Genomic DNA, 23,548 nt, shown 5'->3' on the forward strand with positions numbered 1-23,548 from the left:
GATTCAAGTCTTAATGCTTCATCTAATTCGTCAATGATAGATATATCGATACCCGCTAGTTCTAGGACTTTTTTAGGAATAAACTCTTTTACTACATCTGGGTCTCCTCTTCTTTAATCGCTGCGTTTAAATAACATGCTAGATTAAGAGTAGCGCTTAATGGCGATGCAGGATTGTAGGACAGAGGTTTTTTATATTGTTGTACCGCATTAGATAGCTCTTCAGGGAATTTCCACATATTTAATAATGCTTTGCCTGCATCTTGGCTGGTAAAGCCCAGTCTTTCCATTTCTGCAGCCGTGCGGCTTACTTTAGACTCTTCAATAAGCGACTGTATCGCTTTTGCCCTATTGGGTTCGGCGAGATGTAGCAGCAGTCTCCCAATGTTATAAATAATGCCTGCGGTAAATGCATTGTCTGAATTTACTTTCTCAGTTCTTGACGCTAACCATTTTGCAAGTGTGGCCACTTGAAAAGAATCTTGCCAGAAAGCTTTAGTGTCCAATCCTTCCACGTTGGATGCTGAGCCAGAAAAGCCGGATGCAATCACCAACGTTTTGAGTTTGTCCATGCCCAAAAGTACTATGGCTTCATCTAATGAGGCTACTTTTCTTGATAGGCCAAATTGAGCAGAATTGACTAAGCGTAACACTTTGAGGGTAAGGGTTTGGTCTTTAGACACTTTTTGTGAAATGTCGCTGTAATTCGATTTTTCTGAGTTAAGAGCTTGAATGAGTTCACGTACAACTTCAGGAACATTAGGAAGCTTTGATGTTTGATTTAATAAGTCTTTTATTTCCATGCTGTCTAGCCTTCTTAGTATGTTACCACTTTAGGTTAGGCTATAAGCTTAAATTCAGGCAAGGAATATTTGAGTAAATACTTGTTCTAAGTCAGGTTTAAGTTCAATAATCTGCATGAACTTAACCCCTGACCTTTCTAATAACAATGGGTTACTTATTTTCCTAATAAGTCCGAATAAAGAGCTAACCAATGAGAGGTCGTTTTTTCCCAACTAAAATCATATTGCATGGCGTTTTCTTGCCTGTGTTTCCATGATTTTTGATCTCGGAAGGTTTCAATACAACGATTTATCGCAGAATTTAATGACTTGGTATCTGCGTTTTGAAAGACAAAACCATTGGCTTCAGGACCGTCTTCAAACACAGTGTCTGCGAGACCTCCTGTTTTTCTTACAACAGGTAAGGTTCCGTATTTCAGTGCGTATAATTGTGTTAATCCACAAGGTTCAAAGCGTGAAGGTATTAACAAGGCATCAATACCGGCTTGAAGTCTGTGGGAGTACTCTTCATCGTAGCCAATACGGACTCCAACTTGTTGAGGGTAACTCTGTTGTAACGCTAAGAACGCACTTTCGAGCGCTTTATCCCCAGAACCTAATAGAATAAATTTTGCGCCTTGAGCTAATGCGGTTGGCAGAACCTCAAGAACTAGGTCTAATCCTTTTTGTTCAGTTAAACGACTGACAACACCAAAAACAGGTTGTTCTAGGCTTTCATCTAGATGATTTTCTTGTAATAAGGCTAATTTATTTTTTTGTTTTAGATCAAGCGTTTTTAAGTCGTATTGAGTATCTATTGCTGGGTCTATATCGGGTGACCATTGATCATAATCTACGCCGTTAAGTATTCCATGCAGTTTATGTTGGTGAGCTCTAAGTGTACCGTCTAAGCCGTCACCGTATTCTGTTGTAAGGATTTCTTTGGCATAGGTCGGACTGACTGTTGTAATGGCATCAGAATAGACTAAGGAAGCCTTTAATGCAGAGAATTGGCCATAAAACTCAATGCCATGGTGTGTTAATAAATCGTGAGACAAGCCTGTGTCAGAGTATAAACTTATTGGAAAGCTGCCGTTATATCTTAGATTATGAACTGTAGTTACAACGGGAATGTGTTTCATATTCCAACTTTTTAAATAGGCTACACTTAATCCAGCCTGCCAGTCATTGATGTGCAAAATATCAGGTTGCCACTTCATTAGGCTTCCGTAAGAAGATAAGACTGCAGCCACCCATGATAGGGCTGAAAAGCGTAAATGGTTGTCTTTATAGTCTTTACCGTCAGTGTCTAAGTAGGGACCACCGTCTCTTTCATAAAGGTTTTGGCATTGTAATAGCCAAATGGGTGTGCCATTCTCAAGAATTTGGGTTTCTAGCAGAATTAAATCCCCAACATTAAATGGGTTACCCAAATTTATTTGGTTCTGGATGGGGGCAACTTTATCCAAAACGCCAGAATAAGCGGGCATGAGTAGCCGAACATCGTGGCCTTTTTTACGTAACGCAACAGGGAGTGATCCTGCAACATCCGCTAGACCACCGGTTTTAATAAGAGGGTAAATTTCGGACGCGACAAAAAGTATGTTCATCATATTGTTATCTTGTTGATTTAGTTTATCTATCGGAGTATACCTAAATATAACCCGTAATCGAGCGAGCAACGCGAATAACAATAATAATAAATAAGATTAAATTTTCAAAAAAGGTGAATTATGGATCTTAATACTGCATGTATGAAAACGTTAGCAATCATCTTGGCAGGAGGTAGAGGGTCTAGGTTAAAGCAGCTGACAGATTATCGTTCAAAGCCTGCTGTTCCTATTGCTGGTAAATACAAAATTATTGATTTTCCCTTATCGAATTGTGTCAATTCCGGTGTGCGTAGAATCGCCGTATTAACTCAATATCGATCCCATACTCTTAATCAACATGTTCAACGTGGCTGGAATTTTTTACGCTCAGACTTTAATGAATTCATTGAGTTATGGCCTGCGCAGCAACAAACTGGGGAGGAATGGTATCAAGGAACGGCTGATGCGGTATTCCAAAACCTTAAAATGATTGACGAACTAGACAGTGAATATGTGCTGATATTGGCTGGTGATCATGTTTATAAACAAGATTACAGTTTGATGCTGAAAGAGCATATGGAGACAGGGGCAGACGTTTCTGTCGCTTGTATTGAAGTGCCTGTTTCAGAAGCAGATCAATTTGGTATCATGCATGTCGACGAAGACGACAATATTATTGCTTTTGAAGAGAAACCGAAAAATCCACCTACTATGCCAGGGAACCCTGATGTTTCTTTAGCAAGCATGGGGATTTATATTTTTAGTACGAAATTTTTAAGTGAGCATCTACGCTCTGATGCACTAGATGATGATTCGAGCCATGACTTTGGTAAGGATTTAATTCCTTTCTTTGTTGGTAGAAGTAATATTAAAGCTCATCATTTTGCCAATAGTTGTGTTAAAAATGAAAGTTATCCTGATGTACCGTATTGGCGTGATGTGGGTACATTAACCGCGTACTGGGAATCTAATATGGATTTAACTCGTCTATTACCTGAGCTAGATTTATATGATGATAACTGGCCAATACGTACAGCTCAGTATCAAAGGCCCGCCGCTAAGTTTAATTATAACTATGAAGAGCGTATAGGAACGGCATTAAACTCGGTTGTATCTGCTGGCTGTATTGTTTCTGGTTCTACCGTTGAAAAGTCCATTCTTTTTAACAACGTTAGAGTAAACTCTTTTTCTCATGTTAATAAATGCGTTGTGTTGCCAAGAGTTGATATCGGGCGTCATTGTCGGTTAACCAGTGTTGTGGTTGACTCAGATTGTAAAATTCCTGAAGGAATGGTTATCGGAGAAGATGCTGAGTTAGATGCAAAGCGTTTTTATCGTAATGAAGATGGCATTACTTTAGTAACCCAAACGATGATAGAAAACATCGATAAAGAACAGTAGATAGTTAGTTTTATTAAGTTTAAAAAGCCATAACTCTCTCCTAGGTTATGGCTTTTTTATAGGCTAAAGCTTGTTTGGTTTTGGTTATTTGTTCTCTTTATTGAATAGTGGTTGGATATAATACCCCTTCATTTCAAGCTGCTTTTGTATGCTATTCGGTCCAGATAGATGTAAGGCCCCTACAACGACAAAATAGGTGTTTCTATGACTTAATGGCTGATTTAAATAAAGTGTAATGACGTCTGTCATGTGGGTATTTCTGTTATCTAATAAACTTTCCATCATTGGCTTTAATTTAGGGTTGTTTATCACATCTTGATTGACGAAGTCGTACAGTCCTGATGGGTTGACTACTTCCCAGTAATGGACCATTTTTTCAAGATAATCTTCATCATCCAATTGCCCTAGCGAAACTTCCAATCCTTCTATTTGAGCATTGAACGGACTATCTGCAATAGCTGTAATTTGTTGTTCTAGCGTCTCTAATTCCAGTATGGGTTTGTTTTGTTGTTTTGCCAGTTGTAAAAAATACTGGTCTAACCCCAAGCTTGCTTTAAAGTGAGTTTGCTTTAATTGATATCCCGTTAGTTGTTCAATTACCATCCATGGGCGCATTTTTATAAGGTTTGCATAAGTGTTTTCACTCTCAAGACTGAATTTTTTAAGGTGGTTTATTGCTGTTTTTGATAGATGATTCTCTAGAGTTTGGTTTGCAGGTAACCACATTTTGGATTGAACGAGGGCTTGTGATGAATAAGGATCTAATTCGTTTATGTTGAGTTCAACAACCAGGTTCTGAGCTTGGTTAAATGCCTCTAAATACGCTGAGGGGAGTGGGTAATGCTTTGCAGTTAAAGCATGGATTGAACCCGCTAAATAGACGGTTACGTGTTTGTTTTGTACCTTCCATAGGAAAGCTTGGTTCGAATTAGCCGAATAACAAAGGGTAGAAAAGCTTAATAAAAAAATGCTTATAAATTTAAAATGATTGATAATAGCGCTCATAAATATTCTTTTTTAACCTTGTTTAATATGGGCAGGGTTATCCCCGCAAGCTGTGGATAACCCTATTAGTGACTAGGTGATAACTGTCTAAAGGTCACGTATTACGCGAGTTTCATAGAATATGCTTAATTCTTCTTCAATCGGGCAAAATAAATCAATAATTGGCTTATATTTTGCTGAAACAAATTTTCTTGATCCGAGGTAAGTTATGTTTACAGGCATTGTTCAGGGTATGGCGCAAGTTTCCAGCTGTCAAACGTTTGGTTGTAATAAACGTTTAAAAATACAATTCCCAGAGTCTTCCATGCAAGGTCAGCAATTTGGTGCCAGTGTTGCTATCAATGGGGTCTGTTTAACAGTGGTAGAAATAGATCAAGATCAAGTGAGTTTTGATGTGATTGATACGACTCTTGCATTGACGAATATTGGTTTATTAGAGCCAGGGGCAAGGGTCAATTTTGAACGAGCCGCACGGATGGGCGATGAGATTGGCGGTCATGTTATGTCTGGGCATATCATGACAAATGTGGAAGTTCGTGAAATTTACCGTAAAGGGGAGAGTTTTCATATTCGTTTTTCTGTGGATACAGGCGTCGATGCGAAAGTAGACGCTCGACGATATCTTTTTGATAAAGGCTTTGTAGGATTGAATGGAGCGAGTTTAACCATTAGTGATATTGGGGATGATTGGATTGAAGTATCCCTTATTCCTGAAACACTAAAAATGACGACATTCGGCCAGTTAGAAATTGGTGACAAAGTTAACTTAGAGATTGACAGCCATACTCAAGCAACGGTAGATACGGTAGAACGGGTACTGAAGGAGCGCGGAGTTGTCTTGCCTTAAGCGCTAGTGTTTTGAATACTTCATTTAAAACTTTCCTGTTCTCGACAAAATGGCAAATAAATCACATGTTATTTGCCATTTGCTTGCGCTTATCAGGCGAATAAAAATGGAGTACTTACTCTGTTTTCTGTAGAATGCACATCAAAATTTCATCTTGAGAACCTGTGAGTAAATTCCTTAATTTATTTAAATAGATAAATAGTGGATTTATCAACAGGTGCTTGTACATAACGGTTTTTATCTATTGTGAGTAAGAAGTGTCGGAAAATAATCTAAAACACATACGCAATTTTTCTATTATTGCGCATATAGACCACGGTAAATCGACGTTAGCAGATCGATTTATTCAAAGCTGTGAAGGCTTAACTGCGCGTGAAATGAATAATCAAGTGCTTGATTCAATGGATATTGAGCGCGAACGCGGAATTACAATTAAAGCGCAGAGTGTAACGCTGAATTATACCGCTAAAGACGGTGAAAAATACCTATTGAATTTTATCGATACCCCTGGGCATGTTGATTTTTCTTATGAAGTTTCTCGCTCTTTGGCCGCTTGTGAAGGTGCACTGTTGGTTGTAGATGCCGCACAAGGTGTTGAAGCTCAATCTGTAGCAAACTGTTACACCGCGCTTGAACAAGGGCTGCAAGTGATGCCGGTATTGAATAAAATTGATTTGCCGCAAGCTGAACCGGAACGTGTTTCTCAAGAAATTGAAGACATTATTGGCATTGAAGCGGATGGTGCTGTTACTTGTTCGGCTAAAACAGGCCTCGGTGTTGAAGATGTATTAGAACGCTTGGTAAAAGAGATCCCACCGCCAGAAGGGGATGTAAACGCGCCTTTACAAGCGTTAATTATTGACTCATGGTTCGATAACTATCTAGGTGTTGTCTCTCTTGTACGAATTATGCAAGGGACGTTAAGCAAAAAAGATAAGATTTTTATCAAGTCAACCAAGCAAGCTCACCCAGTTGATATGGTAGGTATTTTTACTCCAAAGCGTACAGAAACAGGTATTTTACGTGCTGGTGAAGTAGGTTATGTAGTGGCGGGTATCAAGGATATTCACGGTGCTCCTGTGGGTGATACGATAACGCATCTTGCGACAAAAGATGTTGGCCAACTTGAAGGATTTAAAAAGGTTAAACCTCAGGTTTACGCAGGTTTATTTCCTGTAAGTTCTGATGACTACGAAGATTTTCGTGACGCATTGAGTAAATTAACTCTTAATGATGCTTCCCTGTTCTTCGAGCCTGAAAGCTCAGATGCTCTTGGTTTTGGATTCCGTTGTGGCTTTTTAGGTATGCTGCATATGGAAATTATCCAAGAACGCCTTGAGCGTGAATACGATATGGATTTGATTACTACCGCACCCACCGTTGTTTATGAAGTGGAATTGATGGATGGTACGGTAATTAACGTCGATAGCCCGTCTAAAATGCCCGATCCTGGTCGAATTCGTGAAATGCGTGAACCTTTGGTAGTCGCAAATATTTTGGTCCCTCAAGAGTACTTAGGTAACGTGATTACCTTGTGTGTTGAGAAACGTGGTATTCAACAAGATATGCAATTTATTGGTAATCAAGTGTCGATTCGTTATGAGTTGCCGATGAATGAAGTGGTATTGGATTTCTTCGATAAGTTGAAGTCATGCAGTCGTGGCTTTGCTTCATTAGATTACAGTTTTAGTCGTTTTGAAGCGGCACCTTTGGTTCGCTTAGACATCTTAATCAATGGCGAGCGAGTCGATGCGCTTGCTTTGATTATGCATAAGGATAATGTGCTCTATAAAGGCCGCATTTTATGTGAAAAGATGAAAGAAGTTATTCCTCGCCAAATGTTTGATGTTGCTATTCAAGCGGCAATGGGAGCTAAAGTTATTGCTCGTACGACGGTAAAAGCCTTACGTAAAAATGTTATCGCTAAGTGTTATGGCGGTGATGTGAGTCGTAAGAAAAAGCTACTACAGAAACAGAAAGAAGGTAAAAAACGTATGAAGCAGGTGGGGAATGTAGAAGTCCCGCAGTCAGCGTTTCTTGCCATCTTGAAAGTAGATAGTTAAGAGAAGAACGCTTTTACTATAATTTTTTAACCCTTTGACGGCTTTATCTCATGCCGTCTTTTGGAGATAAAATGAATTTTGATTTTGAGCTAATCCTTGCTATCGCCTTTTTAGTGACTGGTGCTGTATGGATTTACGATCGGGTGATTTTTTTACCTAAGCGTAAGCAACTATTAAATGATTTGACACCGGAAGCTTGCTCGGCTTTACCTAAAACGGTGAAAGACAGTTTTGGCGATACACCTAAGTGGGTCGTAGAGGTGAAGTCATATTTTGTGATTATCGCTGTAATATTTGGCCTGAGATCTTTTGTTGTCGAGCCTTTTCAAATACCTTCGGGCTCTATGTTGCCGACACTGGAAATAGGCGACTTTATTCTTGTTAATAAATTTGACTATGGTGTTCGATTGCCCGTATTAAATACAGAATTGATTCCAACATCCTCACCCAAGCGGGGCGATGTGGTGGTATTTAAATACCCTCAACAGCCAAATTTGAACTATATTAAACGTTTGATCGGCCTTCCTGGCGATGTGGTTAGTTATCACAATAAACGTTTGATGATTAACGGTAAGCCAGTTGATGAGGAATTACTTGCTGAGTTGAATACCTCTTTGAACCCTAGTAAAGAGCCGGTTGCTTTGTATAAAGAGAACGTTGGCGAGGTAAATCATCAAGTTTATAAAAGTTATCGTAACAACCCACTTGAAGGGGATTGGGTGGTGCCTGACGGTAAATATTTCGTGATGGGTGATAATCGAGATAATAGTTCAGATAGTCGTGTTTGGGGTTTTGTGCCTGAAGAAAATTTGAAAGGTCGTGCATTTTACGTTTGGTTGCACTGGAATGATTTCTTCAGTCTACCTAATTTTAAAAATAATGGTTTGATTGAATAAAGGTTTGGAATTGTTTTGAGTGATTTGTATTTAAAGCTTTGTCGTAAAATTGGGTATTTTTTTGCAGACTTAGGCTTACTTGAGTTAGCGCTAACACACCGCAGCTATGGTGGAAAAAATAATGAGCGTCTTGAGTTTCTTGGTGATTCTATTCTGAACTACGTTATCGCAGAGGAGTTATTTCATCGTTTTCCGAAAGCGAAAGAAGGCGAGCTTAGCCGATTAAGAGCGTCTTTAGTAAAAGGAGACACCTTAGCTGAATTGGCGCGAGAGTTTAAGTTAGGTGATTATTTGAAGCTCGGCGCCGGAGAGTTGAAAAGTGGCGGTTTTCGACGCGATTCAATTTTAGCGGATGCGGTTGAAGGTATTATTGGTGGCATGTATTTAGATGCCGGTATGGATGTTTGTCGAGAGCATATACTGAATTGGTATAAAGGCCGATTGGATGCCACTTCATTAAAAGTAGTCACAAAAGATGCTAAAACTCGATTGCAAGAATATCTGCAGGCTAGAAAGTACTCGTTACCACAATATGAAGTTGTGCAGATAGTGGGTGAACCCCATGATCAGACATTTTTTGTGCATTGCACTATTGATATTATCCCTGAAGCAATTGAGGGTAAAGGCAATAGCCGTCGTATTGCTGAACAGAAGGCGGCCACTAAAGCCTTAAATATTTTGGAGCAAAATAAGAGTGAATGATTCTAATTCGGATAACTCGATTGATGGTTTCGATTTTGAAGCATCATTAGCAGATTTACGACCTGAAGAGTCCACTGACATTACTCATTGTGGTTATGTGGCTATTGTTGGTAGACCTAATGTAGGTAAATCTACCTTAATGAACCATATACTTGGACAAAAGCTGAGTATTACATCACGTAAGCCACAAACGACTCGCCAGCAAATATTAGGTGTTAAGACGGAAGGGCATGTTCAAACTATTTACGTGGATACGCCTGGGCTGCATCTAGGGTCAACGAAAGCCATGAATCGCTTTATGAATAAAACCGCTTCAGATGCAATGGTTGATGTTGATGCCGTATTGTTTCTGATTGATGCAGAACGATGGACAGATGAAGATCAAGCGGTTCTAGAAAAGGTGAAGCACGTTCGTTGTCCTGTTTTTCTAGTAGTCAATAAAGTGGATAAGCTTGAAGACAAAGACACGTTATTGCCTAAATTGGCGCGATATTCTGATATGATGAATTTTGCTCAAATTGTGCCTATTTCAGCTTTGAGAGGCAAAAATTTGGATCGATTAGAGCGATTAACAGAAAGTTTGATGCCTGAGGGTGGGCAATTTTACCCTGAAGATCAGATAACAGATAGAAGTTCTCGTTTTTTGGCCTCTGAAATTGTTCGCGAGAAGATTACTCGTCAACTGGGTCAAGAAGTTCCCTATGAAGTAGCCGTACAGATTGAAGAGTTCGCTTTTGAAGGTGAAACTCTGCATATTAGTGCTTTAATTCTTGTTGAGCGTAATGGGCAGAAGCGAATTATCATTGGCGATCGTGGTGAGAAAATTAAGTTGATTGGTAAGGAAGCTCGAATAGATATGGAGAGCATGTTCCAAGCGAAAGTGATGCTTAATCTATGGATAAAAGTTCGTTCAGGCTGGTCTGATGATGAGCGAGCATTAGCTAGTCTAGGCTATCAAGAGCAATAGTTCTTTATGCGAGTAACCGCGTATGTTATTCATACACGTCCATTTCAAGAGGGCAAGGTGATGCTTGACCTTTTTTCTTTTGAGATGGGTTTGCTTCGAGGCGTTTACCGCTTACCTAAAAAAGGGATTCGTGTTTTACCGAGTCCCTTTGTTCGTTATGACGTGGAGCTTAAAGGTCGCTCCGAGTTAAAAACCATTTCTTTAATTGAGCCTCTTCATAAGCCGATACGAATCGAAGGCATCCATTTATATGCGAGTCTTTATATACATGAGCTGCTGAGTCGTCTAATTACCAGTGCTATACCTATTGCAGACTTATTCACACTCTATGAATGGCTTTTACAAAGTGTGGAAAAGTCAGTACCCGTTGCTCCGCTTTTGCGACGCTTTGAAGTAGGGTTGTTTCAAGAGCTTGGAATGCCAATTGATATGGCCTATACGGGGTCAGGGGAGGATGTTCTAGCTTCCCAGATGTATCGGTTTGACTTTAAGCTCGGTCTAAGGCCTTTTCTAGGTGATAAACCAAAACAGCTCCCTGTTATGTTTGTGGAAGGGCGTGTGGCAATAGGATATATGGCTGGAGAATGGTCGAATAAGGACGTTCTGCTAATGTCGAAAGAGCTGCATAGGAAGTGGTTGGACTACTTGCTCAGTGGTAAAAAAATTGAAGCTAGGAAATTGTTGCCAAATGCACCGTATAATGATGATAGGCTTTATGGTGTGCCAAGGTTCTCTGTGAAAAAAGGTGACGTATGATTGTAGGCATTGGGACTGACCTAGTCGAAATTGAACGAATTAAGTCTTCTATAGAAAAGCTAGGCATGCGCTTTATAAAAAGAGTACTTACAGAAAATGAAATTGAGCGTTATTTGAGTATAGGAAATAAAGATAAGGCTTGTGCTTTTGTCGCCAAGCGCTTTGCGGCCAAAGAGGCGGCCTCTAAAGCCATTGGCACAGGGATTGGGAGAGGTGTGAGCTTTCAGCATTTTGAAATTATCAATCTTGAGAATGGGCAACCCACGCTTAAAGTGGATTCAATTGTGAATAAGCGTCTCCCTAAGGGTGCTAGCTGGCATTTAAGCCTTACTGATGAGCAATGTTATGCTCAGGCATTTGTTATTGTTGAGGCCATTTAATATAGCTTCTTGCTTCTAGTAAGTTTTCAATGGCATGGGTGAAATCGTTTAATACTTCATCAACCTCTTCTAACCCAAGCTCTTTTAAATGTGTTTCTAAAAAATTCGCGTGTTTAGTGAGCTCAGGCGTACCGCAGTATTTAGACGCTCCATGGATTCTATGCACAACGTGGATGAGCTTTTCTAGTTCTTGTTCTTGAAAATGATGCTTAATCAGTTTTTTCTCTGATTCTAAGGAGTCAATAAGCATTGTAAGCATTTCTCGAGCGATCTCTACCTTATTATTTACTATTGAAAGGGATAGGCCTAGATCAAAAACTTGCTGGAAATTGTTGGGTAGTTCTTCTTCTGGTGTGCCAGTGCACCACTTATAAATAGTATCAAGTAGAATACTTTCACTGACAGGTTTAGTTAAGTAAGCATTCATGCCTGCTTCCATTATCTGGTGTTTTTCGGAATGTAATGCATGTGCGGTCAGTGCAATAATGGGGGTCTCTTTATAGGCATCTCTTAACCTAAGTTGTCGAGTTGTTTCCATACCATCTAATCCAGGCATCTGGATGTCCATCAAGATAAGGTCAAATTGATTATTTGCAGACATCTCTAGAGCTTGTTGACCACTATAAGCGAGACTTACCTCGAGTCCATTTGGTTTTAACCAGTGTTCGACAAGCTGTAAGTTAGTTGAATTGTCGTCTACAGCCAAAATTTTGAATTGTTCTAAAGGTGATAGTGGCGTGTCATTGGGTATTCCGGAACATGAAAGTTGATTTAATGCCTGGTGTAAGCGCTTATGACTGATTGGTTTTAATAAAATATCACTGGCAAGATTTTGAAGCTCAGGAAACTGAGGGATTTTACTCGGTGGTTGTGTCATTAGAATGCAAGGAATGTCGTAGGTATTCTTTATAAAATATGCGAGCTCATAGGTATCCGATAGTTCATTTGCTTCCTGATCTGTGCTGAGTAACACCGCATCAATTTGCTTTTGAGTTAAAGAAGATTTTAGGTGCGATAACACATGTTCTACCGATGAACAATATATGCATTCAGTATCTATTTTTTTCAATGAATTTTCTATGTAGCTTCTATAGATACTGATAGGTTCAAACAAAATAATGGTTTTATTTAAGCTATCTAATAACTCTATTTCTTTTTGTGATGGACGTAGGTTAATAGAGAATCGAAAGTTTGAGCCGTTTCCTAATTCGCTTTTCACATCTATCTTTCCACTCATTTGTTCAACTAATTTACGGGTGATGACTAGTCCTAAACCAGTGCCACCAAATTGTCGTGTGGTGCTGGTGTCGCCTTGGGAGAAAGGTTTGAACAGGCTTCTTAGTGTTTTCTCTGATATGCCAATACCTGTGTCTATTATTTGGCAGACTAAGGTCAATTTGTTCTGTTCCGAGCTTGATAAGGTTATTTTTGCTTGTACATACCCGTTTTCGGTAAACTTTATGGCGTTGCCAATTAAGTTCGTTAAAATTTGTCGGATGCGTATTGGGTCTCCAATCATCCATTCTGGGACATTGTCATTAATGTCTGGTATTAAAGCAATTTGCTTGTTTCTTGTAAGTAAGTTTGCACTTAATATTTGAAAAACGTCATCGACCAGGTCGCGAATATTAATATCGGTTTGTTCAAGATTAAGTTTGCCGGCTTCGATTTTGGAAAAATCTAAAATGTCACCAATAATGGCTAACAAATTATTAGTAGATTGCTCTATTGTATTCACATAAGTCCGTTGTTGGTTGTCAAGAACGTCTTTTTGTAAAATTTTTGTGTAGCCTAAAATTGCATTCAGAGGGGTTCTAACCTCATGACTTATGTTGGCTAAAAACTGTGATTTTAGTCGGTTAGATTCAGTTACTTCTTTATTTGCAATATGAAGTTGAGCGCTTTTTTCTTCGATGCTATCCATGTTTTTTCGGATGTCTTCAGTGGCTTGCTCAATACTTTGCTGTATCTCTTCACGGTAGTTTTCCAATCGTTCAGTTATGCTACTCAAATCTTGTTTGAGTAGGTCAAATGAGGGAGGAAAATTTATGCTCTCTATTTGAGGGAAGTTGCCAAGAGAAAGCTGTTTTATGGTTTGTTCAAGTTTATAGAAAGGAGATAAAAACCTTTTAATGAGTTTTAATAGCACAAGGGCGTAACAGAAGTTAAAAAACAGTAAGCTAATAAATATAATCGAATTAAGTTGTTGTTTTTTTAAGTTGTTTTGTGATTTTGTGAATTTTATTCTAACCCATCCAGATATCTGAGATTGATCTTTTGGCGTAATGAAATCTGGTGTGTTTTCATTGGTTGAAAACAATTCAATACTTTCTGAATAGATAGGCTCAATAATGGTTAAGTAGTCGTTGTTTTCAACAATTTTCACCATCAGAGGAAATAAAATAGCCGCTTCGGATGGAGGTTTACTGCCGAGTTCGGCAATGATTCTTTTCTTGGTATCATACACTTGTATAGAGGAAGCTAAGGGGTTCTCCAATACGGTTTTCATCAGACGAGAAAGTACATCTTTATCTGAAAATACAATCGCATAATCACTTGTTGTTGCGAATGAAGCGCTTATTTGTTGGAGTTGGGTGAGTAATAAGTTATCAATATCGGTAAATCTTTGCTCAATGTAGATAATAGCAAAAATTAATGATGCAAAGGTGACGGGGATAAAGGCAGTAAAAAAAGCTCTCGCTTTATGAGAGAGGCTTTTTATTTGAAGAACGTTCATTGGGCCTTTCGGTTTAATAGCATGCTAAGTTGCCCTTACTTTTTCTTCGATCGCATTCCCTTTCATAATTATCACATGCAAGTGCTTTCGTCCGTGATGGATTTGAAATTACTTTGCACTCTCTCCATTTTGAACGAAGTTCGGTGTTCGGGATTTCTGCTGATGGATTGCTAAACAGATCGCATGCTGTGAGTCCAACAAGTGTTAGGAGTGTTATTCCTGCTGTATTGATGAATTTCATAAGCATTCTCTTTATTTTAAAGTTTATTACTAAGTTTATAACAGATTTGTATTGTATTAATTCTTGTAAGTGGATTCTAATAGTAGTTAACAACTACGCTTAGTTTCAATCCATTATTAAAAATTGTCAATGAAGTTATTATGAATCAATATCCTAGTATCGAATCCCTAATAGGTAATACCCCACTAATTCGTCTACAAAGACTAAATGAGAACGATAGCAACACCATACTATTAAAGCTTGAAGGTCAAAATCCAGCAGGCTCAGTAAAAGATAGACCTGCATTAAACATGATTGTGCAGGCGGAACAAAGGGGCGAGATAACGCCTGGAGATAGCCTAATTGAAGCAACTAGCGGCAATACCGGTATTGCTTTAGCCATGGCGGCGGCGATTAAAGGTTATAAAATGCATTTGATCATGCCAGACAATATGAGCCAAGAGCGCAAGTCGGCTATGTCTGCGTATGGCGCTATATTGCATTTGGTGTCGAAAAGCGAAGGCATGGAAGGCGCGCGCGATTTATCCTTGAAAATGCAGTCTGAGGGAGTGGGTCGTGTGTTAAATCAATTTGCTAATCAGGATAACCCGAATGCACATTATATGACAACGGGTCCTGAAATTTGGCAACAGACGAAGGGAGAAGTGACGCACTTTGTTAGTTCAATGGGGACAACAGGGACGATAATGGGGGTATCTCATTATTTGAAAGAACAAAACTCAAATATTGAAATTGTGGGACTACAGCCTAAAGAAGGATCAAGTATTCCAGGCATTCGACGGTGGCCTAAAGAATACATGCCTACCATCTTTGATGAATCTCGAGTTGATACTGTAATGGATGTCGCCCAAGAGGATGCGGAGGTGATTATGCGTCGTTTAGCTAAAGAGGAAGGGATTTTTTGTGGTGTTTCTTCTGGAGGGTCGGTGGCGGCGGCATTAGCACTGTCAAAAACCGTGAGTAATGCTGTAATTGTGGTTATTGTCTGTGATAGAGGCGATCGCTACCTTTCAACAGGTGTTTTTGAAGGTTAATCTTCAAATGATCGGCTCGACTCTCTATGTGTCTTACATTAGATACGCTAAAATGTATTTTTATTTTAATGTAAGAACAGAGAGAGTCATTTGAAACGCAAGCCAAATCGTCGCCAAGTATCAAAAGTTGCATCGCCTAGTCCAATCTCTGATTATAATATAGACGGCTTGACTCATGAAGCAAAAGGCGTTGCTAGAGTAAATGGTAAAGTGGTTTTTATTGATGGGGCTCTTCCTGGAGAGCAAGTGTCAGCGCAAATCACTAAACCTGGTCGACGCTTTGATGAAGCAAAATTGGTCGCTATATTAACTCCTTCAAATGACAGAGTATCGCCTAAATGCGCACATTATGAAAAATGTGGCGGTTGTCGCTTTCAGCATTTATCCTACCCTATGCAGATTGAATCAAAGAAAGCGTGGTTAAATAATCAATTAAGGAATATTTCATCTCAGGAAGCGCTTTCTGTTTTGCAAGGAAGAGAATTTGGTTATCGTCGGCGTGCTCGTTTATCCTTGCGTGTTAAGGGCCAGTCTATTGAGCTGGGCTTTAAAGAAAAATCTTCTTCTAGCATTGTTGATATAAAACAATGCCCCGTTCTAACAGCTTCATTAGAATCATTAATTAAACCAATAAATCGCTTTGTAAAAACTTGCCCTGAGGTGTCTAAATTAGGGCATATTGAGCTTTTAGAAGACGACAATGGTGTTAGTGTTTTAGTCCGGCTTACCGCAGGGCTGACTGCCACAATCAAAGATCAATGGCATGCATTCGCTGTTGCGCATGGATTTTCTTTATATTGGCAAGAAGCAAATGAAAGCAAAGTTGCATTGAGTGCTCTAGAAATGAGGCGCTATGATGTGGCGGATACTCGGATTGATTTTCATCCTCAGGATTTTATACAAATCAATGCAGAAATGAATCAAAAGATGGTTTCGCAAGCGGTGGCTTGGTTAAACTTGTCTGCGAAAGATCTTGTGCTTGATTTGTTTTGTGGGGCTGGCAATTTTACATTTGCTTTTGCGCAACAGGCAAAATCTGTAATCGGAATAGAATTATTACCGAGCATGGTTGAAAACGCAAAGCGTAACCAACATTTAAATGGGTTAGAAAATGTAAATTTTATTGCGGCTGATTTAACAAAACGGGAATCAGCTTCAGACATACCAAAAGGTATTACAAAGGTTTTTTTAGATCCACCTAGAGCGGGAGCTTTTGAGTTCCTGCCAAATATAATAAATTTAAGTCCTGATAAAATTTTGTACGTTTCTTGCAATGCTTCAACATTGGCAAGAGATGCAGAATTTTTAGTAGCAAATGGATATCAAGTAGATAAGGTGTCTTTGATGGAAATGTTTCCTCAAACGGCCCATGTTGAGACCATGATGCTGTTGCAAAAAAGCAGTAAGCAAAAAAGGTAATGAAATGGTTACAGTTCGTAAGGACCACCCAATACTAGAAGACGGCTCTGTAGATATTGATCTTTGGATGGCTCAATTTGGAGATAATATTGATGCCAGTTCTCGTATTCCTTTGAGAATGGCATGTGAAATCGCTAGGCAGTCAGAGCAGCAGTCAGACAAACCGTCCTACTGGGGCGCTCAAGCCAGTACTTTTCGTGCAGGTTTGGAGATGGTAGAGATCTTATCCGGATTTCGAGCTGATCAGGATTCTTTGGTTGCGGCCGCTTTATATCGTGTAGTAAGAGAAGATCAATTACCCATTCAAAAAGTTATTGATGTGTTTGGTCGTAAAGTTGCCTCGTTAGTCGAAGGCGTCATTCGCATGGGAGAAGTGTCTAAAAACTTATCGGCAGATACCGCGGCAGAAGTGTTAGGTAGCCATGAGAACCAACTTGAATCATTAAGAAAGATGTTGGTTTCGATCATTGATGATGTGCGAGTTGTGCTAATTAAATTGGCAGAAAGAGCATGTGCCATAAAAGAGGCAAAGCACCAAGATGAGGCGAGAAAAGTTACTATTGCACTAGAAGTGCAAAGTGTTTATGCCCCGCTCGCTCATCGATTGGGAATAGGGCACATTAAATGGGAGCTTGAAGACCTGTCTTTTCGCTATCTATACCCAAATGAATATAAGCGTATTGCGGCCTTACTTGATGAAAAAAGATTAGATCGACAGCATTTTATTGATGATGTTATTGATTTATTAAGGGAGCGATTAGGCGAAATTAATATTAATGCGGATTTGATGGGGCGAGCAAAACATATCTATAGTATTTGGCGCAAAATGCAGCGTAAAAATATATGTTTTGATGAGGTATATGATGTCCGCGCGGTAAGAATTCTTGTTGATGAAACTATGGAGTGTTATGGCGTTTTAGGTGTGGTACACAACTTATGGAAGCCAGTGCCCCATGAATTCGATGATTACATTAGCAATCCAAAAAATAATGGCTATCAATCCTTGCATACGGCTGTCGTTGGGCCGCAAGGGCGAGTGCTTGAAATACAGATTCGAACACATAAAATGCATGAAGATGCGGAGTTAGGTGTATGTGCCCATTGGAAGTATAAAGGGACAGATTTATCATCCAATAGCTCGAGTTATGAAGAAAAGCTCGCTTGGCTGAGAAATATTCTCGATTTTCATGAGGTTCAAGGTGATCAGGATTCATTATCAGAGCAAATCCGAAATGATATTGAGCAAGACCGCATTTATGTCTTTACTCCTGAAGGGCATGTGGTCGATTTACCCGTTAATTCAACCGCTGTAGACTTTGCGTATAGGGTTCATACCGAGATTGGTCACCGTTGTCGAGGAGCAAAGGTTAATGGTCGCATCATCTCGTTAGTAACAAGTCTGAAAACGGGTGATAAAGTTGAAATCCTAACGGCTAAGGAAGGTCAGCCAAGCCGAGATTGGTTGCACCCATCTTTGGGGTATGTTCAAACATCCAAAGCCAGAGCAAAAATTCAAAATTGGTTTCGAAAAGAATCTAAAGAGCAGCATATACCTGCCGGTAAACTGATCTTAGACAAGCAGTTGAAACGTTTAGGTATGAGTGAGGCCAATATAGATTTTGAACGTATTGCGAATAAGTGCAATTTTGCGACGGCTGACGATATTTTCTCTGCGCTAGGTTCAGGTGATATTCAGCTTTCTCGGGTGTTGCATGTACTCGAAGATATTTACGGTCTTGATGGTAAGGAAAAAGAAAGACCTATTCGTCTCAAGAAAGGCTCGAATAGAAGTTTTCATAATGATGTGAAAATTCAAGGGGTTGGGCACCTTTTAACGAATATGGCTCGTTGTTGTTCTCCTGTGCCAGGAGATTATATTGTTGGTTATATCACGTTAGGTCGAGGTGTTTCTATACATAGACAAGACTGTTTAAATGCTGTTCAGCACAGTTTGGAGGAGCCTGAAAGAATTGTTGAGGTGAGCTGGGGAGAAGAGGTTGAAAATTTATTTCCTGTCAGTATTCAAGTTGAAGCCTATGATCGTACTGGTCTGCTTAATGATATAACCAGCTTGTTGGCGAATGAAAAAACGAATTTATTATCAATGAATACCTTATCGACTAAAGAGAGTCACTCCGCACTGATTCGTTTTACCATTGAAATTGATCAACTCAGCGCCTTAAGTCGTTTGCTCCATAGAATTAATCAGCTTCCTAATGTGATTGATGTTTTTAGGGAGAGAGAATATTGAACTCTCAATTAGATGAAATGCTGTATTTGATGCAGTGTTTGCGAGATTCTGAAAAAGGTTGCCCTTGGGATCAAAAGCAGAGTTTCTCATCTATTGTTCCGTATACCATTGAAGAAACCTATGAAGTGGTTGATGCCATAGCCCGTAAGGATATGCAGAATTTGAAAGAAGAATTGGGCGACCTCCTTTTTCAAATTATTTTTTATAGTCAAATGGCAGATGAAAATAAGGCATTTGATTTTAATGATGTGGTAGAGGGCTTGAAGGAAAAAATGCTTCGTCGTCATCCTCATGTTTTTCCTGATGGTTCGCTAAATAGTTTTGGTAATGCTCCAAAATTCTCAGAAGAGGAATTAAAAGGGCAATGGAATAAGATTAAGTCTCAAGAAAAGTCTGTTTTGACTGAAGGTGCTTCAAGAGGTTTATTAGACAGTATATCAAGAGCACTTCCTCCTGTAGTTCAATCTACAAAAATTCAAAAAAGCGGCATCCGTGGGCTTCGACTGGGATAATGTTACTTCTGTTTTTGAGAAAATTCGAGAAGAAATTGATGAGCTTGAAGACGCCGTGAATCACTTAGATAAAAATGAGATGTCAGGTGAATTTGGTGACCTTCTTTTTGCTATGACGAATTTGGGGAGACATCTCGACCTAGATGCTGAACAATCTTTAGCGAAAACGAATGAAAAATTTCGTCGCAGGTTTGCTTTCATAGAAGAGCGAGTGGCTGAGCAGAAGATAGACATAACATCCTGTTCTCTAGATGAATTAGATGGATTTTGGGATCAAGCCAAGAAAAAAGGCCTTTAATACTAAATGTAAGTAAGGAAATTGATGTGGTTGTTTATCTCTGTAAGTCATCCTGATATATTTTCCAGAGAAAATTACAGAATGAATGAGTTAAACATCATTTTTTAGGTGTTATGGCTTTATCTGGAAAAAGGAGAGGATTAAATTGAGCGATCGTCAGGCGTCATTGCGAGAAAATGTCAGGTTGTTAGGTGATTGTCTCGGAGAGACAATGAGTAATCACTTGGGAGCCGATTTTTTAGAAAAAGTGGAAAATATCCGCCTACTGTCCAAAGATGGTCGTCAATCAGGTGACTCTACGGCATTAATTGAAGCCTTAGAGGCGTTGGACGATAATGATATCGTACCTGTTGCGAGAGCATTCAATCAATTTCTGAACCTATCAAATATTGCAGAGCAATATCATAGAGTGCATCGTCGTCGTACAAACGAAAGTCTGGGTGTTTATCAAAACCCTATTGGTGATCTCTTAAAGCGCCTTAAAGATAAAGCCCTGACGGCTGAACAGATGATGGATGCACTTGGAAATCAGAGCATAGATTTGGTGTTGACGGCACACCCAACAGAAGTTGTTCGTCGCTCATTGATTAGAAAGTATGACAATATTTCTACAGAATTAGAATCTCTTGATAAAGACAATATTTTACCTCTTGAAGAAACCATTCACATTCGCAGGTTGAATGAAATCATAACCCAAGCTTGGCATACTGATGAGATTCGTGAACAGCGACCTACCCCAGTTGATGAAGCGAAATGGGGTTTTGCGGTTATTGAACAATCTTTATGGCATGCCGTTCCTCGTTTTTTCAGGCAATTAGAGGAGCAGTTTAGTCACGTATTGGATGTGCAGACGATACCATTAAATATAGCGCCTATTCGATTTTCAACTTGGATGGGAGGAGACAGAGATGGTAATCCAAATGTGACTCATAAAGTAACTGAAGAAGTTACTTTATTAGCCCGTTGGATGGCGGCTGATTTATACATTAAAGATCTTAATGTACTCAGATCTGAATTTTCTATGACACAATGTAATCAAGAATTGCGAGAAAGGGTTGGAGAAAGTGCTCAACCGTATCGTGAAATATTGCGTGACCTAGAAAATAAAATGCTAGCGACTCGTTCGTGGGCAAAGGCAAAACTAGAAGGGCAAAAAGCCCCTGCAGATAATATACTTCTTGATAGTAAGCAATTAGTAGATGATTTAACCTTGTGTTATCAGTCATTAATAGACTGTGGAATGAAGGTGATCGCAAATGGATCTTTATTAGATTTAATCCGTTGTGCGGCTACTTTTGGAGTTACTCTGGTTAAGCTTGATGTAAGGCAGGATGCATCACGTCATATTGAAGCCTTGTCAGCCATCACTCGTTTCTATGGGGTGGGTGATTATGCTGAATGGGATGAGGCGTCGAGACAAGCGTTTTTATTAACTGAGTTAAATTCGAAACGACCTTTATTACCCTTAGAGTGGTCTCCTTCTGATGATGTTCATGAAGTGATAGAGACGTTTAAAATGATAGCTAAAGGAAGGTCAAACTCTTTTGGTTCTTATATTATCTCTATGGCTAGCTCTCCTTCAGATGTTTTGGCTGTCGCACTATTGTTGAAAGAAACAGGTGTGAGCTCTCCTATGAAGATAGTGCCTTTATTTGAGACGCTAGCTGATTTGGATAACGCTGAGCCTATTATTGAGCAATTATTCTCAATGCCTTGGTATAAAGCTTATATTGATGGCAAACAAGAAGTTATGATTGGTTATTCAGATTCAGCCAAAGATGCGGGTCAAATTGCGGCCACATGGGGCCAATACAGAGCTCAAGAGGCCTTGACGAAGTTGTGTAAAAAGCACGGTGTTCACTTAACGCTCTTTCACGGACGTGGTGGTACCGTTGGTCGAGGTGGCGGTCCTGCTCATGTTGCTATATTATCTCAACCTCCGGGCTCGGTTAATGGTAGTATAAGGGTTACTGAGCAAGGTGAAATGATTCGTTTCAAGTTTGGTATTCCTGATATTGCTGTTCGTTCATTAGAGCTTTATTGTTCGGCTGTAATGGAGGCCAGCTTAAGTCCAGCTTCTGCACCAAAAGAAGAATGGCGCGCTATTATGGATGAAATGGCTGAAATTGGCATGAATCAATATCGTGGTATTGTTCGTGGTCATGAAGATTTCGTGCCTTATTTTAGGGCCATTACTCCTGAACAAGAACTTGCAAAATTGCCTTTAGGTTCAAGGCCTGCTCGTCGAAAAGTGGATGGGGGAGTTGAGAGTCTTAGAGCGATTCCTTGGATTTTTGCTTGGATGCAGATTCGTTTGATGTTACCGGCATGGTTAGGTGCTGAAAGTGCTTTGTTTCAAGCTATTGAATCAGGTCATTTACAAAGTTTACAAGAAATGCACGAAGAGTGGCCTTTTTTTGGGGCTTATTTAGATATGTTAGATATGGTTCTGGCGAAAGCTGAACCCGAAATTTCTGAGTACTATGAAAAACGTCTTGTTCCTGAAGAGTTAACAAGCCTAGGTTTGTTACTTCGCAGAAAGTTAAAGCAAGTGAGTGAATGTGTTAAGCAATTGAAGCAACAAGAACGTTTAATTGAAGATAATAAAACCATTCGTCAGTCGATAGATGTGCGTAATCCATATATTGATCCACTGCACTATTTACAAGCTGAATTGTTGTATCGAAGCCGAAAATCTCCGGATAATCGACAAGTAAATAAAGCTTTGATGATTACCATGGCGGGTATTGCTAGTGGAATGCAAAACACCGGATAAGCTTAATTAGTCAAATTTTATACTACTAATGTATTAAATAGGTAGGAAAATAGTGAATATTCTCCTACCTATTTGCATATTTGATGGTTGCTTGGTTATTCTAGGCGACCATCATTTTTATTATAAATGTACCTTTCTTTCACAGGGCTAAATATACCACTTTTTGTGGCTCATAAGATGAATGAAAAGGTTCGTGTCTGTTTTAAATGAAACTTTTATTGGAGAGTGTTTATGCGAGTGATTTTACTAGGTGCACCAGGTGCAGGTAAGGGAACGCAAGCGCAATTTATTACTGAAGAGTTTGGGATTCCTCAAATTTCTACGGGTGATATGCTTAGAGCCGCAGTGAAAGCGGGTACTGAACTAGGCTTAAAAGCAAAAGCGGTAATGGATGCTGGTCAGTTAGTTTCAGATGATATTATTATTGGTTTAGTTAAAGAACGTTTATTAGATAACGATTGCCAAAACGGTGCCTTGTTTGATGGCTTCCCTAGAACTATCCCTCAAGCTGATGCGTTAAAAGACGCTGGTGTAGTTATTGATTATGTTGTTGAAATTGACGTTGCGGATGAAGAAATCGTTAAACGGTTAAGTGGTCGTCGAGTGCATGAGGCGTCAGGTCGTGTTTATCATACAATTTATAACCCACCAAAAGTGGAAGGTAAAGACGATGAAACTGGTGATGAGTTAGTTCAGCGAGTAGATGACAAAGAAGAAACAGTAAGAAGTCGTTTGTCTGTTTACCATGATCAAACGGCACCTTTAGTTGGATATTATCAAACTTGGTCAAAGGAAGTGCCAACAGAAGCTCCAAAGTACATTAAGGTCAGTGGCGTTGGTGATTTGAATGAAATCAAACAAGGTTTGCTACACTCTTTGAAGGCTTAATA

The 23,548-nt window shown here is 39.4% G+C and carries 19 protein-coding genes; 15 read left to right on the plus strand and 4 right to left on the minus strand.

Annotated elements, in window-relative coordinates; translation table 11 throughout:
* Positions 1 to 91: 91 nt before the first annotated feature.
* A complete protein-coding gene (locus tag O1D97_RS08365; RefSeq protein WP_330221454.1) occupies positions 92 to 802 on the minus strand; it encodes an HDOD domain-containing protein in 711 nt (236 codons plus the stop codon).
* 155 nt (positions 803 to 957) lie between these two features.
* Positions 958 to 2,394: a glycogen synthase GlgA gene (gene glgA, locus O1D97_RS08370; RefSeq protein ID WP_269124620.1), complete on the minus strand. Its 1,437-nt coding sequence runs from the start codon at positions 2,392 to 2,394 to the stop codon at positions 958 to 960.
* 120 nt (positions 2,395 to 2,514) lie between these two features.
* On the opposite strand from glgA, the gene glgC reads away from it, so the two are divergent.
* Positions 2,515 to 3,774, plus strand: coding sequence for a glucose-1-phosphate adenylyltransferase (gene glgC, locus O1D97_RS08375; protein ID WP_269124622.1), 1,260 nt, complete (start codon positions 2,515 to 2,517; stop codon positions 3,772 to 3,774).
* 84 nt (positions 3,775 to 3,858) lie between these two features.
* Here the strand turns inward: glgC and O1D97_RS08380 are convergent, their stop codons facing one another.
* The gene (locus O1D97_RS08380) at positions 3,859 to 4,779 is read right to left on the minus strand and encodes a TraB/GumN family protein (protein ID WP_269124624.1); all 921 of its coding nucleotides are present in this window, start codon (positions 4,777 to 4,779) and stop codon (positions 3,859 to 3,861) included.
* Positions 4,780 to 4,987: 208 nt separating this feature from the next.
* On the opposite strand from O1D97_RS08380, the gene O1D97_RS08385 reads away from it, so the two are divergent.
* From O1D97_RS08385 to acpS, 7 genes are all read left to right on the plus strand, one after another.
* Positions 4,988 to 5,626, plus strand: a complete 639-nt coding sequence (locus O1D97_RS08385) for a riboflavin synthase subunit alpha (RefSeq protein WP_269124626.1) — start codon at positions 4,988 to 4,990, stop codon at positions 5,624 to 5,626.
* Positions 5,627 to 5,883: 257 nt separating this feature from the next.
* Positions 5,884 to 7,689: a translation elongation factor 4 gene (gene lepA / locus O1D97_RS08390; protein WP_269124628.1), complete on the plus strand. Its 1,806-nt coding sequence runs from the start codon at positions 5,884 to 5,886 to the stop codon at positions 7,687 to 7,689.
* A 71-nt stretch (positions 7,690 to 7,760) separates the two neighbouring features.
* Complete coding sequence (gene lepB / locus O1D97_RS08395) at positions 7,761 to 8,585, plus strand: signal peptidase I (RefSeq protein WP_269124629.1); 825 nt, start codon at positions 7,761 to 7,763, stop codon at positions 8,583 to 8,585.
* Positions 8,586 to 8,600: 15 nt separating this feature from the next.
* Positions 8,601 to 9,287 (plus strand): ribonuclease III, encoded by a 687-nt coding sequence (rnc, locus tag O1D97_RS08400; RefSeq protein ID WP_269124631.1) that lies wholly within the window; start codon positions 8,601 to 8,603, stop codon positions 9,285 to 9,287.
* A gap of 79 nt (positions 9,288 to 9,366) precedes the next feature.
* Positions 9,367 to 10,254 (plus strand): GTPase Era, encoded by an 888-nt coding sequence (era, locus tag O1D97_RS08405; RefSeq protein ID WP_269124826.1) that lies wholly within the window; start codon positions 9,367 to 9,369, stop codon positions 10,252 to 10,254.
* A 6-nt stretch (positions 10,255 to 10,260) separates the two neighbouring features.
* Positions 10,261 to 11,010, plus strand: coding sequence for a DNA repair protein RecO (gene recO / locus O1D97_RS08410; protein WP_269124633.1), 750 nt, complete (start codon positions 10,261 to 10,263; stop codon positions 11,008 to 11,010).
* The gene (acpS, locus tag O1D97_RS08415; RefSeq protein ID WP_269124635.1) at positions 11,007 to 11,390 is read left to right on the plus strand and encodes a holo-ACP synthase; all 384 of its coding nucleotides are present in this window, start codon (positions 11,007 to 11,009) and stop codon (positions 11,388 to 11,390) included. The genes recO and acpS overlap by 4 nt, the downstream gene beginning before the upstream one ends.
* Here the strand turns inward: acpS and O1D97_RS08420 are convergent.
* Positions 11,371 to 14,127, minus strand: a complete 2,757-nt coding sequence (locus O1D97_RS08420; protein WP_269124637.1) for a response regulator — start codon at positions 14,125 to 14,127, stop codon at positions 11,371 to 11,373. The two genes, acpS and O1D97_RS08420, sit on opposite strands and share 20 nt — an antisense overlap.
* Positions 14,128 to 14,508: 381 nt before the next feature.
* On the opposite strand from O1D97_RS08420, the gene cysM reads away from it, so the two are divergent.
* The 7 genes from cysM to adk all read left to right on the plus strand — a co-directional run bounded on the left by cysM (position 14,509) and on the right by adk (position 23,546).
* Positions 14,509 to 15,402, plus strand: coding sequence for a cysteine synthase CysM (cysM, locus tag O1D97_RS08425; RefSeq protein ID WP_269124639.1), 894 nt, complete (start codon positions 14,509 to 14,511; stop codon positions 15,400 to 15,402).
* Positions 15,403 to 15,492: 90 nt separating this feature from the next.
* Entirely contained in the window at positions 15,493 to 16,821 is a 1,329-nt protein-coding gene (rlmD, locus tag O1D97_RS08430; RefSeq protein WP_269124641.1) for a 23S rRNA (uracil(1939)-C(5))-methyltransferase RlmD, read from the plus strand.
* A 4-nt stretch (positions 16,822 to 16,825) separates the two neighbouring features.
* The gene (gene relA / locus O1D97_RS08435) at positions 16,826 to 19,072 is read left to right on the plus strand and encodes a GTP diphosphokinase (RefSeq protein WP_269124643.1); all 2,247 of its coding nucleotides are present in this window, start codon (positions 16,826 to 16,828) and stop codon (positions 19,070 to 19,072) included.
* Positions 19,069 to 19,584 (plus strand): MazG family protein, encoded by a 516-nt coding sequence (locus O1D97_RS19590; protein WP_330221455.1) that lies wholly within the window; start codon positions 19,069 to 19,071, stop codon positions 19,582 to 19,584. The genes relA and O1D97_RS19590 overlap by 4 nt, the downstream gene beginning before the upstream one ends.
* A complete protein-coding gene (locus O1D97_RS19595) occupies positions 19,565 to 19,882 on the plus strand; it encodes a MazG nucleotide pyrophosphohydrolase domain-containing protein (protein WP_330221456.1) in 318 nt (105 codons plus the stop codon). Before O1D97_RS19590 ends, O1D97_RS19595 begins: the two co-directional genes overlap by 20 nt.
* A 145-nt stretch (positions 19,883 to 20,027) precedes the next feature.
* On the plus strand, positions 20,028 to 22,658 hold the full coding sequence (ppc, locus tag O1D97_RS08445) for a phosphoenolpyruvate carboxylase (RefSeq protein ID WP_269124644.1): 2,631 nt from the start codon (positions 20,028 to 20,030) through the stop codon (positions 22,656 to 22,658).
* A 231-nt stretch (positions 22,659 to 22,889) separates the two neighbouring features.
* The gene (gene adk, locus O1D97_RS08450; protein WP_269124646.1) at positions 22,890 to 23,546 is read left to right on the plus strand and encodes an adenylate kinase; all 657 of its coding nucleotides are present in this window, start codon (positions 22,890 to 22,892) and stop codon (positions 23,544 to 23,546) included.
* The last annotated feature ends 2 nt before the right edge of the window (positions 23,547 to 23,548 follow it).

The organism is Marinomonas phaeophyticola, from assembly GCF_026966905.1.
GTDB classification, from domain to species: domain Bacteria; phylum Pseudomonadota; class Gammaproteobacteria; order Pseudomonadales; family Marinomonadaceae; genus Marinomonas; species Marinomonas phaeophyticola.

Coding starts and splice junctions, on each gene's coding strand:
- O1D97_RS08365 (WP_330221454.1), bottom strand. CDS start 802: ATGGAAATAAAAGACTTATTAAATCAAACATCAAAGCTTCCTAATGTT.
- glgA (WP_269124620.1), bottom strand. CDS start 2,394: ATGATGAACATACTTTTTGTCGCGTCCGAAATTTACCCTCTTATTAAA.
- glgC (WP_269124622.1), top strand. CDS start 2,515: ATGGATCTTAATACTGCATGTATGAAAACGTTAGCAATCATCTTGGCA.
- O1D97_RS08380 (WP_269124624.1), bottom strand. CDS start 4,779: ATGAGCGCTATTATCAATCATTTTAAATTTATAAGCATTTTTTTATTA.
- O1D97_RS08385 (WP_269124626.1), top strand. CDS start 4,988: ATGTTTACAGGCATTGTTCAGGGTATGGCGCAAGTTTCCAGCTGTCAA.
- lepB (WP_269124629.1), top strand. CDS start 7,761: ATGAATTTTGATTTTGAGCTAATCCTTGCTATCGCCTTTTTAGTGACT.
- recO (WP_269124633.1), top strand. CDS start 10,261: ATGCGAGTAACCGCGTATGTTATTCATACACGTCCATTTCAAGAGGGC.
- acpS (WP_269124635.1), top strand. CDS start 11,007: ATGATTGTAGGCATTGGGACTGACCTAGTCGAAATTGAACGAATTAAG.
- O1D97_RS08420 (WP_269124637.1), bottom strand. CDS start 14,127: ATGAACGTTCTTCAAATAAAAAGCCTCTCTCATAAAGCGAGAGCTTTT.
- cysM (WP_269124639.1), top strand. CDS start 14,509: ATGAATCAATATCCTAGTATCGAATCCCTAATAGGTAATACCCCACTA.
- relA (WP_269124643.1), top strand. CDS start 16,826: ATGGTTACAGTTCGTAAGGACCACCCAATACTAGAAGACGGCTCTGTA.
- adk (WP_269124646.1), top strand. CDS start 22,890: ATGCGAGTGATTTTACTAGGTGCACCAGGTGCAGGTAAGGGAACGCAA.